Here is a 16,895-nt window from a genome sequence, read left to right as displayed (position 1 = left end):
GACCGTGTTGGATAAATTCGATAAGATCGTAGCTGATGCTGGCTATGGCAGCGAATATAATTACTCAATGCTGGAAGGAAAACATCTAGACAAGAAGTACTTTATTAGTTTCAACTTCAAATATCATAGTCAGCGAAAGGATCGCTCGACAAGTCAGGTACGTGATTTTAAGGTCTATGAGGCGGACGAGTTTCAGCTTACACCAGAACGGCTAGCGGACGCCAACGTCAGGTATGCTATAACCCTAACTAGCAATATTTAAAAGAAAAAGCAAAAGAAGTTCTTCAAAGCGAAGAAGGCAAACATATCTAAGAGGCAAAAAGAAAGTTGAAACCGATGTCGGAATAGCATTCATGATGATGAATATAAGCAAATATTGGAACAGAAAAAGGCCCAAAGACCGGTTTTATTTAATTTTAAGAGAAAAAAGGACGATCAAAACTCACTTAAGAATTTTGATCGTCCTATTATTATGGTCTAGGAGTTAGTTTTTTTCCAGACACTTTTATATTGTTAAAAGTGATAAAAAATGATACGATTTGAATTTATAAGCATTGATATATCAAGGATCGTTTAGTATTCTCCACGTATGTGGAGGTAAAACTCTTATATATTATGAGTAAAATAAAATATAGCATGAATGATACCAGTGATTTGATTTGTATCTTAATTAAGAAGATGATTTTTAATGACTAAATATACAGAAGCCAAGGCAAAAGCAAATAAAAAATGGGATGATAAAAATAAAGCTCGTAAACTTTACATCAATAAAAGATCTACCACTAAAAGCTTTATTTTAAATTTAGCTACTGCTGAAGACCTTGAACAAATTGAAAAATACATTGAACAAAGAAAAAGTGAATTATAATAATATGCATAAGCGCCATGTTTATACAACTTATTTTTGCTCTGTATAATAGAATTTAAACCGAAAAAAAGCCGAAAATTTTGACGAATAAAGGAGATTTTTAAAGAATGTCAGAGAACAAGAAACAAGCTAAAACCACTGATAGTAAGGCAAAAACCAACTACGACACGGCAATCTTTGCTGGCGGTTGTTTTTGGTGCATGGTTGAACCTTTCGACACAGTTGACGGAGTAGAAAAAGTAGTCTCTGGTTATACTGGTGGTCATGTTGCCAATCCAACATATGAGCAAGTCTGTTCAGGTACGACTGGCCATACTGAAGCTGTTGAGATTACCTTTGATCCAGCAAAAATATCGTATGATCAATTGCTAAACTATTATTGGCAAGTGACTGATCCCACAGATGCGATGGGGCAATTCCAAGATCGTGGTGATAATTATCGCCCAGTAATTTTTTATAATTCACTTGCTCAAAAAGAAGCAGCTGAAAAATCTAAGCAAATGTTACAAGCTAGTGGCAAATTTGATAAACCAATCGTAACTAAAATTGAACCAGCTAAGCCATTTTATCCAGCTGAGGAATATCACCAAGATTTTTATAAAAAAGATCCACTTAGATATGAAATGGAAGAAGCAGGTGGAAGAGCTGAGTTCATCAAGGAACATTGGGATAAATAAAACATACTAACATAGTGTTGGATTATGAATCGACGGATTCATAATCCGGCACTTTTTATTTTGTCTAGAATAAGAAGTGAAGATAAAGCAAACTAAGTCTTCAGCTTTTTTGACACTTGATGTCGTAAATAAAACGGACTGCTTTACCGCCTATTTATAAGTCTCTTCGAAGTCTGTGGGCACTTGATGCCGAGTTTAGAAAATGAGAATTGAATAGCCTGATAAAGCTGTTTATCTTCACTTGGAGGTTAAATGATGAAATAAAATATTATCTTTGGCATTGATGTTAGTAGTAAATCATCTACAGTTTGTGTTGTAATTGATCGGGTTAAGCAAGGTAAAACTTTTAGGATTACTAATGATTCCTTTGGCTATCAAGACCTATTGGATCATTTAAATCAATACTTAATCACGCCTTTAGTAGTCTTTGAAGCTACCGGAGTTTACTCATTAGGCTTGCAAGCTTTTTTAGAGGATAATACTTAAAGCTTAATCCTTTAAAGGCTAAGAAACTGATGGATAACAATTTAAGGCACAATAAAACCGATAAGGTTGATGCTTATCGGTTAGCTTTAATTCAATTCAATGCGCCACAAAAATTGCGTACCCCTCAATCTAAGCAATATCATGAATTGCAAAATGCGAGTCGTTATTATGAAGAGCTAACCAGAGCTTTAATAGTCAATAAGAATCAACTTCATCGTAATTTGCAGTCTACCTTTCCTCAGCTAGAAAACGTGCTTTCTAAGCCAGCAGGCCGAATCTATTGGACAATTGTCAGCTTATTTCCACATGCTCAATATGTCTTAAATCACAATGAGAACCAAGTTTTTCAAAGCTTATTGGATATTTCTGGTATTGGCAGACAAAGAGCACATTATTTAACGGCTAGACTCTATGCTTTAGCTAGACAAGCTTATCCATATGACACTAAGGACAGTATTATTGTTCGAGCAATTCAGAGAAATATCTCTAATTTGCTTTCTTTAAGTACAGAAAGAGAAAGCACAGTCAATTATATGGAAAAACTTTCTAAGCAAGTAAATGCACGGTCTTTAACTATCTATGAGAGCATTCCGGGCATTGCCAAAATTACTGCAGTTAGATTAGTAGCAGAATTAGGAGATTTAAGACGGTTTGATACTTCTACTCAAATTGATGCCTTTGTTGGCATTGATCCAGGCCGCTATCAATCGGGGGAAAAGGACAGTCGTTTGGGAATAACTAAACATGGCAATCATTTAGCTAGAAAGATCCTTTATCGAACAATTACTCAAATGGAAACTGTAAAGGCTACGCAACCTTGTCATATTACTGATTATTATGATAAGAAAAAACGATCTTCAAATAGTCGAGGCTATAAGAAGATCGCCATTGCATCAGTTCACAAACTGATACGTACAATGTTTGCTCTTATCAAACATGATCAATTATATGATTACAACGTAGCCACACATAACCAAAGACTTTAGTTGAAATCAAATGATCAACTTCAGTATAACAACCTATGAAAAAACTACAAGTACTCATAGGTTTATTTGTGATACCATTGTTTTCTTTCAAATTCTGCTTTTTCTTTTTTTGACCCAATTCGCACCATCAAAACAAGTAAACTTTTCTACTTAAGTCACTGATAATACTTGACTTAGGGTAGAAAAAAGCAGATCACAACTGTTATAAGTTGTGATTTGCTTTTTCGCTTTCAATATTTTAGATTATGTTAACTATTTCTTTAAGTTGCCTTTGATAGCTTCTATTGGATTGAGCCAAGTACCGTTGTTAACGTTCCAATTCTTACATGGAAAACCATATTTGTTTATGTAATCTTTATTTGTTTGAGTAACGCCAAGGTGTAAGTGTGAGCCAGTTAGCTTACCGATCTTTTGACCTAATTTAATCTTTTGGCCAGTCTTAACATAAATGTCTTTTTTCTTATTAAAGCCTTCTTGGTAAACTTCAACGTAATTGTCAGGACTAATGACCCAGATGAACCAGCCAAGACCGTTACCGTAAGCAACCTTTTTAACAGTACCTTGATGGATTGCATATACGTTAGAATGCCCAACTTCTGAAAAACCAAAATCCCAACCATTATGGAAGTAGGAAGGTGGTGTAGTAGAACGCATATAGTTAGTTATGCCAAAAGTTTGGGCATTATACATTGGACGAACACCATTTTTCTTGTTGGCTTTAAACGGATAAGCCCACTTGAGGTTCTGGGGTTGAACTTCAGTTGTATTTTGTGAGTCATCAAGCGTATCAGCAGAAGCAGTAGCAGTTGATAAACCAACGCTTGAAGTTAATAATGCAATACCTAACAAAGAAATTATTAATTTACGAAATTTCATTATAAAAACAAACCAGATAAGATCTGATTTTTGTCTCCTCTCTTAATTCACGTACACTATTGTAGCTCAGTAGTTTTACGATAAAGTTACAATTAAATTTCGATTGATAACAAAAAGTTAGTATAGGTATATGTGAATATGCTTTTGGTTAGGCTAGTTAAAAGAGGATGATAAAGCAGTGTCATGGCTAAGGTGTTTGGGTGAAATTCTTAATTGTGAGCGAGAAAGATTGGCAGACAAATAATATTTTTGTTTATTTGTTTAGGAGAAATCATAGCAGAATGATATTGTGATTCCTCTTTTTATTTGAATATTATGTCAAGCAGATATTGTCTATTTAATAAAAATCGATATACTTGGTAATAGGATCAAAATGATGAAAAAATGGTGTTTGCGTATTTTCATTTGGCGCTATAAAGGGATTTGTTTACTGTATTCTCCACACATGTGGAGGTGATCCTCACAAAAATGCTTTTCTTGATTTTGCAGATCTATACAAGGCTAAGTATTCAATCCCAATTGCTTTTAAAATGACTGCTAAATATGGAAATCAAGACATTGCTACACATACTCGGATTGCAATGAGGGATGATTTTAAAAAAGGTAAACTATTGGCTAAAATGGTAAAAGATTTGAAAAGTCTTTTATTAAAAGATAGCACTGCCGATATTGAATCTCCTCAAGTAACAATGAGTTTGTGGGACGATCGTGAAGGCCTACAGAGATTTGGCGTTCAATATCATGAGGCACAGTCATGATTGTGATTACTTTAAGCAAAACTCCACAATCTTTGCGTGGAGACCTAACTAAGTGGTGTCAGGAAGTTCAAACGGGCGTTTATGTTGGAAACTTCAGTGCACGTATTCGCGATCTTTTATGGCAAAGAATTATATCTAATATTGGACATGGTGAAGCAACATTAATATATAGTACTAATAATGAATTAGGCTTCGACTTTAAAACTACGCGTCAAGACAAGATGGTGGCTGATTTTGATGGCATACCGTTGATGGTGCATTTAAATAGTCAAAATAAGACATCTAGCAAAAAGAAATTAGGATTTAGTAAAGCAGCACAGCATCATAAAGTAAATACTTTTCGATCCCAAGTCCAGGATAAAGCTGATAGTTTAACTTCACTAGCGGTTCTTGATATAGAAACAACAGGGCTTAATCTTGAAAAAGATAAGACTATATCAATTGGAGCTATAAAGTATCTTGAAAATAATGATTGTGAGAGATTTTATCGATTAATCAAAATTGATACTGAAGTGCCTGATAATATAGAAAAAATAACCCAGTTAAATAAGGAAATATTAGCTAGTAAAGGAATTAATATTAAAACTGCTTTGCTAGATTTGAGAAAATTCTTAGCTGACAGGATTGTTGTTGGTTATAACTTACCGTTCGATATTAATTTTTTGAATAGAGATTTCAAAAAGTATTGTCATTATTCATTATTAAATGAATGCGTTGATTTGCTTTCTGCAGTTAAAAAGAGAAATGTCTTTTTGGATAACTATCATTTGAGTACTGTGCTAGAAAATTACAATATTAAAAATTCGAATCCGCATAATTCGTTAGCCGATGCTGCGGCCACAATGGAATTATTGAAAAAGCTAATTAAAAATGAAAATTATAAGATAAAATAATCATTACAAAGTGATAAAAACGGTGCTAACCATAATGGCTAGTACCGTTTTAATTATACCTATTGAGATATCTATCATTACTTAGCGTAATCATCAATGCCCAAGTGCTCCAAAATAAGTGCAGCAGTTTCTTCAATGGAGCGGTGAGCAACGTTAATTACATAGCAACCTAATTTCTTATAAAGTGCTTGCGCTGATTCAAGCTCCTTATTGATTGAATCCATATTGGAATAAGTCGTATCAGGATTCAAACCATAAGCGATCATTCTTTGACGTCTGATTTCGTTTAATACAGATGGATCGTTAGTCAAGCCAATAATTTTCTTAGGGTCAATTTCATAAATTTCCTTTGGAATATGTGTTTCAGGAACAAGTGGTAAATTAGCTACCTTTAAGTTCTTATTGGCCAAGAACAAAGAAAGTGGAGTCTTAGAAGTTCTTGATACCCCAAGTAAAACAACGTCAGCTTCCAAGAAACCTTTAGGATCTTTACCATCATCGTACATTACAGCAAATTCCATTGCAGAAATTCGGTCAAAGTACTTTTGATTTAAGCTATGCTGTGCACCAATTTTTTGATCTGGGGTCATATGAGTAGTTTGTTGAATTGCTTCAACTACAGGTGAGAAGATGTCAACACATTCAACATTATGCTCGCGAGCAAATTTGATAACTGGCATTTGCATTTCATCTTTAACCAAACTATAGATAATTACCAAGTTAGGATATTTCTCAATTTCTGTTAAAACTTCGTCCAACTTCTTTTGGTTAGTGATAAAGGGGTAACGACGATAGTTAATATTGCAGTTAGGGAATTCTGCAGCGGCAGCTGTGGCATTACTAAAAGCAGTATCACCAGCCGCATCAGAAATAATAATAATGTTTAATTCATTTTGGTCTTTTGTTTCTACCATATTAAGCTCCTCGTGTATTATTAAATATCTCTCTGAAAATAATTATACTATTAATGAAAGCGGATTAACAATAAAAACTCAGCTCTTTTATTAAGGCAAAGTAGTTGATTTATTTAACTTAAAAATTTATCAAAAAGTTTTTGAATTGTATTGACCCTAAAGATTAGTTTGGTATAATTTAAGTAAATGTATGGCGTAACGCCAAGAAATGGAAGGAGGGATCACACATGGCTAAGACAATCGTTCACGAAAACGAGTCTATTGATGATGCTCTTCGTCGTTTCAAGCGTTCCGTTTCAAGAAGTGGTACCTTACAAGAATACCGCAAGCGCGAATTCTACGAAAAACCTAGTGTTCGTAGAAAGTTGAAGTCTGAAGCTGCACGTAAGCGCAGACATTATTAATAAACTACTGAGAAAGCTACCTAATCTTTGGGTAGCTTTTCTTTTTTTGTCTTTTTAGGCATAATTTAGATTATGTTAAGTAAATATTTGTTAGTTTTATTTTAGTTAGGAACATAGTTTGTTATAATACTATTGGGTTTTTAATAGAAAGAAGGATATTAGATGAGTTTGTCAGATCAAATCATGGCTGATATGAAATCAGCTATGAAGAATCACGACAAGACAACCCTTAATACTGTCCGGATGATCAAATCGGCCTTAATGAATGAAAAAATTAAAGCAGGACACGATTTAACTCCAGATGAAGAATTAACTGTTCTTAATCGTGAAAAGAAGCAAAGAGAAGAATCGATTGACGAATTTATTAAGGCTAATCGTGATGATTTAGCTGAAGAAACCAAAAAAGAATTAGCAGTTGTAGAAAAGTACATGCCTAAGCAAATGAATCAGGATGAACTTAAAGCAGCTGTTAAGGAAACAATTGATGAAGTTGGTGCTAAAGGTAAGTCTGACTTTGGTAAGGTAATGAAAGCTTTAATGCCAAAGATTAAGGGACGTGCCGATGGCAAGGCCGCTTCACAAGCAGTTCGTGATCAGCTAAATTAGTAGTAACAAGAAGGAGCGGGTCTATTTGGCTCAAACAACTTTTACACCTCAAAGACCAGAAAATATTCAAAAACTAGTTGGAGTTAATGACGGAAATTTAAAGCTTCTTTCTGAAGGTTATGATCTTTCTGTGTCAGATGTCGGTAATGAAATTGTCATTGCAGGAGACGATGAAGAGAAGATCAAGAAGGTAGTTGCTGTTTTAAAGGCACTCGATAGTGTTGTGAATACTGGTGTTAACATCGGTGCGCCCGACACAGTAAGTGCGATGAAGATGGCTGACAAGGGTACCACAGAGTACTTTGCAGACCTATATAAAAAGGTTTTGATTAGGGATGCTAAAGGTAGACCTATCAGAGTCAAGAATATGGGACAAAAGCGTTATGTCGAAGCTATTGATAAATCTGATGTTGTCTTTGGAATAGGACCAGCTGGAACGGGGAAAACATTCTTAGCAGTGGTTTGTGCAATCGCCGCCTTTAAGAAGGGAGAAGTTTCTCGAATCATTTTGACTAGACCAGCTGTTGAAGCTGGTGAATCACTTGGATTTTTACCTGGTGACTTGAAAGAAAAAGTTGATCCATATTTGAGACCAATTTATGACTCTTTGTATGCTATTCTTGGGACTAATACGACTGACCGTTTGATGGAACGAGGCGTAATTGAAGTTGCACCACTTGCTTATATGCGTGGACGAACTTTAGATGACGCTTTTGTAATTCTTGATGAAGCCCAGAACACTACAGATGCCCAGATGAAGATGTTTTTGACTAGACTTGGATTTAATTCTAAGATGGTCGTAAACGGTGATATGACACAGGTTGATTTACCCGGTCGACAGCATAGCGGGTTAATCGATGCTAGACATATCTTGAAGAATATCGATCAGATTAAATTTATCAACTTTTCTGCTAATGATGTTGTTCGTCACCCTGTAGTTGCGAAAATTATTACTGCTTATGAAAAAGAGGACATTAAACACTAAAAATGGATCCAATTGATATTACTTATAATGATGAAGTTGGCTTTTTAGATGATGAAAAGCGTAACTGGCAAGACTGGATTATGAAACTTTTGCTACTAGCTAAAAAGGAAATTGGCAAAGATAACAACTTAGAGATGAGTATTAACTTTGTTGATGAAGATCGTAGTCATGAAATTAATTTAAAGTACCGTGACAAAGACCGTCCTACTGATGTAATTTCCTTTGCAATTGAAGATGGTGAGGATTCAATTGATTTGGCAGCATTTGCAGATGATCCAGACTTTCAAGAGGATATCGGTGATCTATTTATGTGTCCTAGTGTGATTAAGCGTCACAGTAAAGAGTATGGTACAGGTTTTGATCGAGAATTTGGATATACAATAGTCCATGGCTTTTTACATTTAAACGGCTACGACCACATTAAGCCGGATGAGGCCAAAGAAATGTTTGGTATTCAAGGAAAAGTGTTAGAAGATTATGGTTTGCCATTGTATCCTGATCAATTAGATGAAGGCAGAGGTAAATAAATGGAAGAAAAAGAGTTTAAGTCTGGCTTTGTTGCTTTAGTTGGTCGTCCTAATGTTGGAAAATCAACTTTAATGAACTATTTAGTTGGTCAAAAAGTTGCCATCACGTCTAATAAACCACAAACGACTCGTAATCGCATTTCGGGTATTTATACTTCAGATGAAATGCAAGTTGTTTTTGTAGATACGCCAGGTATCTTTAAGCCTCATTCAAAACTTGACGACTATATGGATAAAGCTAGTGTATCTAGTTTGAATGATGTTGATTTGGTTTTATTCATGGTTGAACCTGAGGAAATGGGTAAGGGTGATCAATACATTGCCAACTTGTTAAAAGAAGTAAAAGTTCCTGTTTTTTTAGTAATTAATAAAGTTGATGATATTCATCCTAATAAGCTTTTGCCAATTATGGATTCATACCACAAACTTGAGGGCTTTAAAGAAATACTACCGATTTCTGCTACTCAGGGAATTGGGATTGAAGATCTGCTTAAAACAATTAAGGAGTATTTGCCAGTGGGCCCACAATATTATGGTGCTGATCAGATCACAGATCGGCCCGAATATTTTGTGGTAGCTGAGTTGATTCGTGAACAAATTCTGCGACTGACTTCACAAGAAGTGCCACATGCTACTGCTGTTGCAGTTGATCATATGAATACTCATCAAAATGGCAAACTCTTGATTGAAGCGACTATCTATGTTGAGAAAGATGGTCAAAAAGGCATTATTATTGGTAAGGGCGGTAAGATGCTCAAGCAAATTGGGATTAATTCACGTCAAGAGATTGAAAGATTGCTTGGTGAAAAGGTCAACTTGCGTCTTTGGGTTAAGGTCCAACATAACTGGCGTTCTGACCCTAACTTTTTAAAGCGAATAGGCTATGACAAAAAAGAACTTTAGTTGAATTACTGTTGTATAAGCGTTGTCGAAAGATGACGTCTTTTTTGTATATTTAGGGAGACAAGAAAATTCTGTTGTTTTGTGACTAATGGAATTAAAATAGATACAATAGTAATGACAAAGTGATGAAATTTTGGGATCTATCATTTTGTGATTGTTGTTATATCAGGATTTGTTTACTGTATTCTCCACGTATGTGGAGGTGATCCCAAATTGTACATATAGATCACACGGTAGCTCACGTATTCTCCACGTATGTGGAGGTGATCCCCAATTACTGACGACCACCCAAAAGATGCTAATGTATTTCTCCACGTATGTGGAGGTGATCCCTTGTTGGAAGCGGTTGTTGCTATTCCTGATCAGTATTCTCCACGTATGTGGAGGTGATCCTAAGATGATGGGCGAGCTGGGTATGATCCAGCAGTATTCTCCACGTATGTGGAGGTGTTGCTATATTGGGATTCCTGAAGAAATCATGAATGTAATTATACGAGACCACAAGGAAAAATTTTAAAATCTCAGGCTTCTAAAAAGCAAAAAGAATTTTTTAATAGTTGGCAGAAAAAATGAAAGAAAATATGCAAAGACAACTAAAATAATCAACAGAGCTGCTCTTGGAATATTTATTGTTGCAGTAGTAATTTTTTTATTGTAGGGTTGGTGAAGTAAAATGACAGTTAGTGAAGCACAAAAAAAGACGACTAAAAAGTGGGATACCAAAAACAAAATTCGAAAACAGTATTTAAATAGGTTACTAAAAATTTTATTTTGAAAGAAGCTACCACAGAGGACCTTGAACAAATTAAAAAGCACTTTGGGCAAAGAAAACACGGAAAAGATTGATTGTGGTAGAAAACGCTGCATGAATAATTGTAATTTTTAATGATTGATTTAAATAGTTCAGATATTATGGACGCACAAGAAGCTTCGAAAATTTGGCAAGCAATGGGTGGTTACTACTGAAGGCATGGAAGCTATTATAGGTGTTAAAGATCCAAGAAAAAATAAATAATTCATTAACCATTGCCTTTGGTTTGTATTGAGTCATTAGGCTTCTTCCATAATTATGTGAATATGGGTAATGCGCTATTTTTCATTAAGAAAGCTAGTAGAAAAGTTTTAAATACTAAAGGAGTCATGATATGGCACGTGAACTAAAAGAAGTTCAGGGTATTATCTTTAAAAGGCAGAAATATAAGGAAGCAGATTTATTAGCCAAAATTATGACTAAACAAGATGGAATTATGACTCTGATTGTTAAAGGAGCCCTGAGACCTAAATCACGATTAAGTGCAGCAACGTTGAATTTCTCTATTGGCACTTACGTAATTTATACAAGCGGAAAAGGTCTGAGCAATTTACGTACATATAAAGAGGCAAAGCAGTTTGATGGCTTGTATCGTGATTTAACCAAGAATGCTTATATTTCTTTTGTTTTTGATTTAATTGATCACGCCTTTGTAGAATATCAGCCAATTGGTAAATATTATGATTTGGCATTATTTGCTTTGAAAAAAATAGATAGTGGCGTTGATGCAGAAATGATTACACAAATTGTGCAGATGAAAATGTTAGCAGCATATGGTGTTGAGCCACAGCTAAAGCATTGTGTTATTTGTGGTAAAGAAAAAGGTATTTTTGATTATTCGATTAAAATGGGTGGAGTTATTTGTAGCAATCATTTTAGTGTAGTGACTAGCAGGATGCATTTAAAGCCCAAAGAGACTGCTGTCCTTAGAACAATTGGTTTATTACCGATTGACCGATTAGGCAATATTAAAATAAGCGAGGAAACTAAAGCTGCTACTCGAAAGGCAATCGATCGCATTTATCGTGAGACGATTGATCTGAATTTAAAGACAAAGAAATTTTTGGATGAATTAAAACTTTTTTAGTTGGCAAAAATCTGGTTTTAGCTTAAACCATGTGTTAAAATGAGAACGTATTTGACAATGATGAGGATTTAAGAAAAGTACTAGTTCAGCGAATGTCGATTGGTGCGAGGACATCTAGGAAAAGGCGCCTCTAGTCATATGTTCAATTAAGAGCAGGAAGGATACTTCCTGAATTAGGGTGGAACCGCGATATATATTTCGTCCCTATGCAAAATTTTGCATAGGCTTTTTTTATGGCCTAGCGCAGGAGGAGAATTAAGGAAAATGGCAGATAAGAAATTAAACATTCAGAATATGATCTTTAAGCTGGAACAATTCTGGTCCTCCAAAGGTTGTATGATTATGCCTTCATATGATGTTGAAAAGGGTGCAGGTACGATGAGTCCTTACACTTTTCTTCGTGCAGTTGGTCCAGAACCATGGGCAGCTTGTTATGTAGAGCCTTCTAGAAGACCTGCAGATGGTCGTTATGGTGAAAACCCTAACCGGTTATTCCAACACCACCAATTCCAAGTTGTTATTAAGCCGGCTCCTAAGGATATTCAACAATATTACTTAGACAGTTTGAAGGTTTTAGGTATCGACCCTTTGGAACACGATATTCGTTTCGTTGAAGATAACTGGGCTAACCCATCTATGGGCTGTGCTGGTGTTGGTTGGGAAGTATGGCTTGACGGTATGGAAGTCAGCCAATTTACATACTTCCAAGTTGTTGGTGAATTAGATGTTAAACCAACCATGAGCGAAATTACTTACGGTGTTGAACGACTTGCTTCATATATTCAAGATGTTAACTCAGTCTTTGATCTTGAATGGGGTAATGGTATTCTTTACCGTGACATCTTTAAACAACCAGAATATGAACATTCTAAGTATGCTTTTGAAGAATCAAATCAAGAACAATTGCTTCAATTCTTTGATATTTATGAAGCAACTGCTAAGCGTTTATTGGATAAGAACTTGGTTCACCCAGCATATGATTACATTTTGAAGTGTTCACATACCTTTAATTTGCTTGATGCCCGTGGCGCAGTTTCAGTTACTGAACGTGCAGGTTACTTATCAAGAATTAGAAGCTTAGCTCACGAAGTTGCTGTCAAGTTTGTCGAAGAACGTGAAAAACGTGGCTTCCCATTGCTTAAAAGTGCAGAAGACAAAAAGGCGGGGGTAGAAAATGGCTAAAGATTATTTATTTGAAATTGGTACTGAAGAAATGCCAGCTCACGTTGTACCACGTAGCGTTAAACAATTAGCTGACAGAACAAGAAAATTTTTAAAAGAAAATGGCCTGAAGTTTAAGGATATTAAGACTTTCTCAACTCCACGTCGTTTGACTATTTTGGTTGAAGACTTAGCTGAAAAGCAAGACGATATTGATGAAGTAAAAAAGGGTCCTGCTAAGAAAATTGCTCAAGACCAAGATGGTAATTGGACTAAGGCAGCTCAAGGTTTTGCTCGCGGTCAAGGCATGACTGCTGATGACATTTACTTTGAAGAACTTAAGGGTACTGAATACGCTTATGTTCATGTTCAAAAGGAAGGTAAGAAGGCTAGCGATATTTTACTCGGAATGAGCAATATCATTAAGGCGATGACTTTCCCTACTAAAATGCGTTGGGATTCAAATGATTTTGAGTTTGTTCGTCCAATTCACTGGCTTGTTTCATTATTTGGCAGTGATGTAATTCCCGTTAAGATTTTGGATATTACTGCTAGTCGTAAAACTCAAGGTCATCGTTTCTTAGGTGATTCTGTTGTGTTGGCTAATGCGGATGATTACGAAGATGCTTTAAAGGATCAATTTGTAATTGCTAATGCAGATGAACGTAAAGATATGATTGTTCGTCAAATGGACGAATTAGTTAAGAAGAATCATTGGCAAGTTAAACCAGATCGTGACCTTCTTGAAGAAGTTACTTACTTGGTTGAATATCCAACTGTTTTTGCTGGTTCATTTGATGAAAAGTACTTGCAAATTCCTGATGAAGTTTTGATTACTTCAATGAAGGATAATCAAAGATACTTTGAAGTTTATGACGAAGATGGTAAGTTAATCAACCACTTTATTGCTGTTCGTAACGGAAATAAAGATTACCTTGATAATGTTATTTCAGGTAATGAAAAAGTTTTGGTTGCCCGTTTGGACGATGCACAATTCTTCTATGACGAAGACCGCAAGTACCCACTTAGCCACTTTGTTGACCGTCTTAAGGATGTTTCATTCCATGATAAGATTGGTTCAATGGCTGAAAAGATGCAACGTGTACGCATGATTGGTGATTATCTAGCTAAACGCTGGAATTTACCAGAAAATGTAGTAACTGACTTTGACCGTGCTAGTGAATTGTACAAGTTTGACTTAGTAACCCAAATGGTCGGTGAATTTGCGGAACTTCAAGGTGTAATGGGGATGCATTATGCTCGTCTTGCAGGTGAAGATGAAGAAGTTTCTGTTGCTATTAAAGAACACTACATGCCAGCAACAGCTGAAGGTCCACTTCCAGAAACTACTGTTGGTTCACTTTTATCAATTGCTGATAAGATTGATACTATTGTAACTTTCTTTGGTGCAGGAATGATTCCTACTTCATCTAATGACCCATACGCACTTCGTCGTTATGCTTATGGTATTGTCAGAATTTTACTTAATGAAAAATGGTCATTACCATTTAATGAAGTTTTACCAGAAATCATTAGCATGCTTAACGGTGTTACTCCAGCTAAGTTGCCAAAGGGTGATGCTGACCAAGAAATTGCTGACTTTATTCGTGATCGTGTTAAGCAATATTTGCAAAAGAATGACTTTAAGTATGATATTGTTGATGCAGTTCTTGCTTCAAGTCAACAAGATCCAAGTCAAATTTTAGCAGCAGCTAACGTATTGCAATTGCACCATGATGATGAAGAATTCAAGCCAGTGGTTGAAAGTTTGACTAGAATTGACAACATCTTGAAGAAGGCTAAATTTAAGGAAAACATTGCTGTTGATGAAAGTCTGTTTGACGATAATAGTGAAAAAGAACTTTATGTTGGCGTGCAAAACTTGCAAGATATTGACAGTTTAGCCGACCTTTACCAAGGCTTCGTTCAATTGCAACCAGTAATTGATCAATACTTTGAAACTAACATGATTATGGCCAAGGACGAGAAGGTTAAGAATAATCGTTTGGCACAATTATATGCAATTAGCGAATTAGCTGATCGATTAGGTGACTTAAGCAAGTTGGTTATCAAGTAATTAAGATAGAAAAAGGGTGATTCACATGGCTGGACGAATTCCTGAAGAGTTTATCTCAGAAGTCCGCACTAGCGTCAATATTGTTGATGTTATCAGTCAGTACGTTTCACTTGAGAAGAAAGGCAAAGACTATATTGGTCTTTGCCCTTTTCATCAAGAAAAAACACCATCGTTTACTGTGAATGCAGATAAGCAATTTTTTAAGTGCTTTGGCTGTGGTAAAGGTGGAAATGTTTTTAAATTCTTGATGTATAAGGATAATTTAACTTTTCCTGAAAGTGTTGAGCGGGTAGCTGAATTTGCTAATATTCCCATGCCAAGCGGATATAATCATGCTGGCAGTACAGAATTAAGTCCAATTATGCGCATGCATCAAGATGCTGTTGACTTTTATCATCGTGTACTTTTGACGACAAAAGCCGGGGAACGGGGGATGCAATACGCTAAAAAGCGTGAACTGGAGAAGGATATATTAGATCATTTTAAAATTGGTTATGCTCCTAAGGCTGATAACGTTTTGATTACCTATTTACGTGATAAAGGTTATCAGGACAATGATTTGGCCCAGAGTGGTTTATTTGTCCAAGCAAGAGATGGTCAACTGTATGATCGTTTTCGCGATCGGTTGATGTTTCCATTAGATAATGAAAATGGGAAGACTATTGGTTTTTCTGGCAGACGAATTTCAGATGATAAAACTGAAGCAAAGTATATGAACAGTCCTGAAACTAAAATTTTTATTAAGTCAAAAGTACTGTTCCATTTTGCGGAGGCTAAGAAGGCTGCTCGCAGCGAAGGACACTTAGTCTTATATGAAGGCTACATGGATGTAATTGCTGCTTATAAAGCAGGCGTAAAATCTGGAATTGCTTCTATGGGAACTAGTTTGACCGATGATCAAATTTATTTATTAAGGCGTATCACGCCCAATATCATCGTCAATTATGATGGGGATGATCCTGGGGTTCATGCTGAAGAACGTGCTACACGGATGTTTAATAAAGATGGCAATTTTAATTTAGGAATTGTTGTCTTACCAGAAAAACTTGATCCTGATGAGTATGTCAAAAAATATGGAGTTGATAAGTACCGTGAAGAAATAGATGGTGCATTGACTCCAACTGACTTTTTCTTAAAGAGATTAGAGCAGAAATATAATTTAAATAATGATCGGGAAAAAATTACTTATTTAGATGAAGCTGTTAAAGAAATTGCTCAAGTGCGTAATCCGGTTGAACAAGACATGTATATTGAAAAACTTGCTCAATCAGCTGGTGTATCAGCGGCTTCATTGAAAGCTAATCTAGCTAAGGAAAGACGCAGAAATAATCGTGCTCGCAATCATGTCCGGAATACGCAAAAGAATTTTTCTAATTATCCGGTAGATGTACCCCCAGCAGATGTGCCGCTTCCTGGTGATGAAGATGTTCCGGCCGAGCAAACTGTAGTTGAAAAGAATCCTAGTCAGACTAGGTTGCTATATTTATTTATCCATTCGGCTGATGCACAAAGATATATGCTGGAGGGTAAGTTTAAATTTCCTAATCAAGATTTTGAAACTTTAGCTCAAGATTGGTTAAAATATGCAGAAACTCATGAAAATCCACAAATTGATGGATTCTTAGATTTTATTCCTGAGCAACTTCAAGGTATAATAGTAGATGCTGAAATGGCACAGATGCCAAAAGATTTTACAATTCAAGAGATCAATGAGCATGTTCGGGCATTGCAAAAGCGCAGCATCTATTTCCAGCTGAATGAGCTTCAAAATCAATTACAGGATGCTAAGCGCAAAAAAGATGTGCAAGAAATTGTTGCTATTACTCAAAAGATTATTGAATTCAAACGGATCTTAGGTTAATAAGGAGGCTTTTTA

The 16,895-nt window shown here is 35.6% G+C and carries 14 protein-coding genes and 4 pseudogenes; 16 read left to right on the top strand and 2 right to left on the bottom strand.

Translation table 11 applies throughout. The features are described 5' to 3' along the window. The 4 genes and pseudogenes from Q0Y84_RS12305 to Q0Y84_RS01460 form a co-directional block, all read left to right on the top strand. Positions 1–543, top strand: a pseudogene (locus Q0Y84_RS12305) (IS5/IS1182 family transposase); the annotation flags it as partial. 145 nt (positions 544–688) lie between these two features. Continuing rightward, positions 689–868, top strand: coding sequence for a hypothetical protein (locus tag Q0Y84_RS01470; RefSeq protein WP_297950089.1), 180 nt, complete (start codon positions 689–691; stop codon positions 866–868). Between the two features lie 107 nt (positions 869–975). Continuing rightward, positions 976–1,545: a peptide-methionine (S)-S-oxide reductase MsrA gene (gene msrA / locus Q0Y84_RS01465; RefSeq protein WP_297950087.1), complete on the top strand. Its 570-nt coding sequence runs from the start codon at positions 976–978 to the stop codon at positions 1,543–1,545. A gap of 267 nt (positions 1,546–1,812) precedes the next feature. Next, positions 1,813–3,017, top strand: a pseudogene (locus tag Q0Y84_RS01460) (IS110 family transposase). A 252-nt stretch (positions 3,018–3,269) separates the two neighbouring features. Here Q0Y84_RS01460 and Q0Y84_RS01455 read toward each other — a convergent pair. Continuing rightward, positions 3,270–3,893: a M23 family metallopeptidase gene (locus tag Q0Y84_RS01455; protein ID WP_297950085.1), complete on the bottom strand. Its 624-nt coding sequence runs from the start codon at positions 3,891–3,893 to the stop codon at positions 3,270–3,272. Positions 3,894–4,363: 470 nt separating this feature from the next. Here Q0Y84_RS01455 and Q0Y84_RS01450 point away from each other — a divergent pair. Together Q0Y84_RS01450 and cas2e are read left to right on the top strand one after the other, a co-directional pair. Beyond that, positions 4,364–4,651, top strand: a pseudogene (locus tag Q0Y84_RS01450) (type I-E CRISPR-associated endonuclease Cas1); the annotation flags it as partial. Next, positions 4,648–5,544 (top strand): type I-E CRISPR-associated endoribonuclease Cas2e, encoded by an 897-nt coding sequence (gene cas2e / locus Q0Y84_RS01445; protein ID WP_297950083.1) that lies wholly within the window; start codon positions 4,648–4,650, stop codon positions 5,542–5,544. The pseudogene Q0Y84_RS01450 and the gene cas2e, both read left to right, overlap by 4 nt. A gap of 77 nt (positions 5,545–5,621) precedes the next feature. On the opposite strand, the gene Q0Y84_RS01440 is transcribed toward cas2e, so the two are convergent. Continuing rightward, positions 5,622–6,458: a pyruvate, water dikinase regulatory protein gene (locus tag Q0Y84_RS01440; protein WP_005719759.1), complete on the bottom strand. Its 837-nt coding sequence runs from the start codon at positions 6,456–6,458 to the stop codon at positions 5,622–5,624. 227 nt (positions 6,459–6,685) lie between these two features. Between Q0Y84_RS01440 and rpsU the strand changes: the two genes are divergently transcribed. From rpsU to dnaG, 10 genes and pseudogenes are all read left to right on the top strand, one after another. Continuing rightward, entirely contained in the window at positions 6,686–6,862 is a 177-nt protein-coding gene (rpsU, locus tag Q0Y84_RS01435; RefSeq protein ID WP_002880182.1) for a 30S ribosomal protein S21, read from the top strand. A 162-nt stretch (positions 6,863–7,024) separates the two neighbouring features. Continuing rightward, the gene (locus tag Q0Y84_RS01430; protein ID WP_151495532.1) at positions 7,025–7,468 is read left to right on the top strand and encodes a GatB/YqeY domain-containing protein; all 444 of its coding nucleotides are present in this window, start codon (positions 7,025–7,027) and stop codon (positions 7,466–7,468) included. Positions 7,469–7,493: 25 nt separating this feature from the next. Continuing rightward, the gene (locus Q0Y84_RS01425) at positions 7,494–8,453 is read left to right on the top strand and encodes a PhoH family protein (RefSeq protein ID WP_005723097.1); all 960 of its coding nucleotides are present in this window, start codon (positions 7,494–7,496) and stop codon (positions 8,451–8,453) included. Positions 8,454–8,455: 2 nt separating this feature from the next. Further along, positions 8,456–8,980, top strand: coding sequence for an rRNA maturation RNase YbeY (gene ybeY / locus Q0Y84_RS01420; RefSeq protein WP_005719727.1), 525 nt, complete (start codon positions 8,456–8,458; stop codon positions 8,978–8,980). Then, on the top strand, positions 8,981–9,883 hold the full coding sequence (gene era / locus Q0Y84_RS01415; RefSeq protein ID WP_297950074.1) for a GTPase Era: 903 nt from the start codon (positions 8,981–8,983) through the stop codon (positions 9,881–9,883). Between the two features lie 885 nt (positions 9,884–10,768). Continuing rightward, positions 10,769–10,898, top strand: a pseudogene (locus Q0Y84_RS12300) (hypothetical protein). Positions 10,899–11,028: 130 nt separating this feature from the next. Beyond that, positions 11,029–11,781: a DNA repair protein RecO gene (gene recO / locus Q0Y84_RS01405; protein WP_297950072.1), complete on the top strand. Its 753-nt coding sequence runs from the start codon at positions 11,029–11,031 to the stop codon at positions 11,779–11,781. A gap of 264 nt (positions 11,782–12,045) precedes the next feature. Then, positions 12,046–12,963, top strand: a complete 918-nt coding sequence (gene glyQ, locus Q0Y84_RS01400; RefSeq protein WP_148238806.1) for a glycine--tRNA ligase subunit alpha — start codon at positions 12,046–12,048, stop codon at positions 12,961–12,963. Then, the gene (gene glyS / locus Q0Y84_RS01395; protein WP_297950068.1) at positions 12,956–15,019 is read left to right on the top strand and encodes a glycine--tRNA ligase subunit beta; all 2,064 of its coding nucleotides are present in this window, start codon (positions 12,956–12,958) and stop codon (positions 15,017–15,019) included. Before glyQ ends, glyS begins: the two co-directional genes overlap by 8 nt. A 25-nt stretch (positions 15,020–15,044) precedes the next feature. Next, the gene (dnaG, locus tag Q0Y84_RS01390; protein WP_297950066.1) at positions 15,045–16,880 is read left to right on the top strand and encodes a DNA primase; all 1,836 of its coding nucleotides are present in this window, start codon (positions 15,045–15,047) and stop codon (positions 16,878–16,880) included. Positions 16,881–16,895 lie beyond the last annotated feature (15 nt).

Source organism: uncultured Lactobacillus sp. (assembly GCF_947367125.1).
In the GTDB taxonomy this organism is placed as follows: Bacteria; Bacillota; Bacilli; order Lactobacillales; family Lactobacillaceae; genus Lactobacillus.
This window is presented reverse-complemented; position numbering and strand designations above follow the sequence as displayed.

Coding starts and splice junctions, on each gene's coding strand:
- Q0Y84_RS01470 (WP_297950089.1), top strand. CDS start 689: ATGACTAAATATACAGAAGCCAAGGCAAAAGCAAATAAAAAATGGGAT.
- msrA (WP_297950087.1), top strand. CDS start 976: ATGTCAGAGAACAAGAAACAAGCTAAAACCACTGATAGTAAGGCAAAA.
- Q0Y84_RS01455 (WP_297950085.1), bottom strand. CDS start 3,893: ATGAAATTTCGTAAATTAATAATTTCTTTGTTAGGTATTGCATTATTA.
- cas2e (WP_297950083.1), top strand. CDS start 4,648: ATGATTGTGATTACTTTAAGCAAAACTCCACAATCTTTGCGTGGAGAC.
- Q0Y84_RS01440 (WP_005719759.1), bottom strand. CDS start 6,458: ATGGTAGAAACAAAAGACCAAAATGAATTAAACATTATTATTATTTCT.
- rpsU (WP_002880182.1), top strand. CDS start 6,686: ATGGCTAAGACAATCGTTCACGAAAACGAGTCTATTGATGATGCTCTT.
- Q0Y84_RS01430 (WP_151495532.1), top strand. CDS start 7,025: ATGAGTTTGTCAGATCAAATCATGGCTGATATGAAATCAGCTATGAAG.
- ybeY (WP_005719727.1), top strand. CDS start 8,456: ATGGATCCAATTGATATTACTTATAATGATGAAGTTGGCTTTTTAGAT.
- era (WP_297950074.1), top strand. CDS start 8,981: ATGGAAGAAAAAGAGTTTAAGTCTGGCTTTGTTGCTTTAGTTGGTCGT.
- recO (WP_297950072.1), top strand. CDS start 11,029: ATGGCACGTGAACTAAAAGAAGTTCAGGGTATTATCTTTAAAAGGCAG.
- glyQ (WP_148238806.1), top strand. CDS start 12,046: ATGGCAGATAAGAAATTAAACATTCAGAATATGATCTTTAAGCTGGAA.
- glyS (WP_297950068.1), top strand. CDS start 12,956: ATGGCTAAAGATTATTTATTTGAAATTGGTACTGAAGAAATGCCAGCT.
- dnaG (WP_297950066.1), top strand. CDS start 15,045: ATGGCTGGACGAATTCCTGAAGAGTTTATCTCAGAAGTCCGCACTAGC.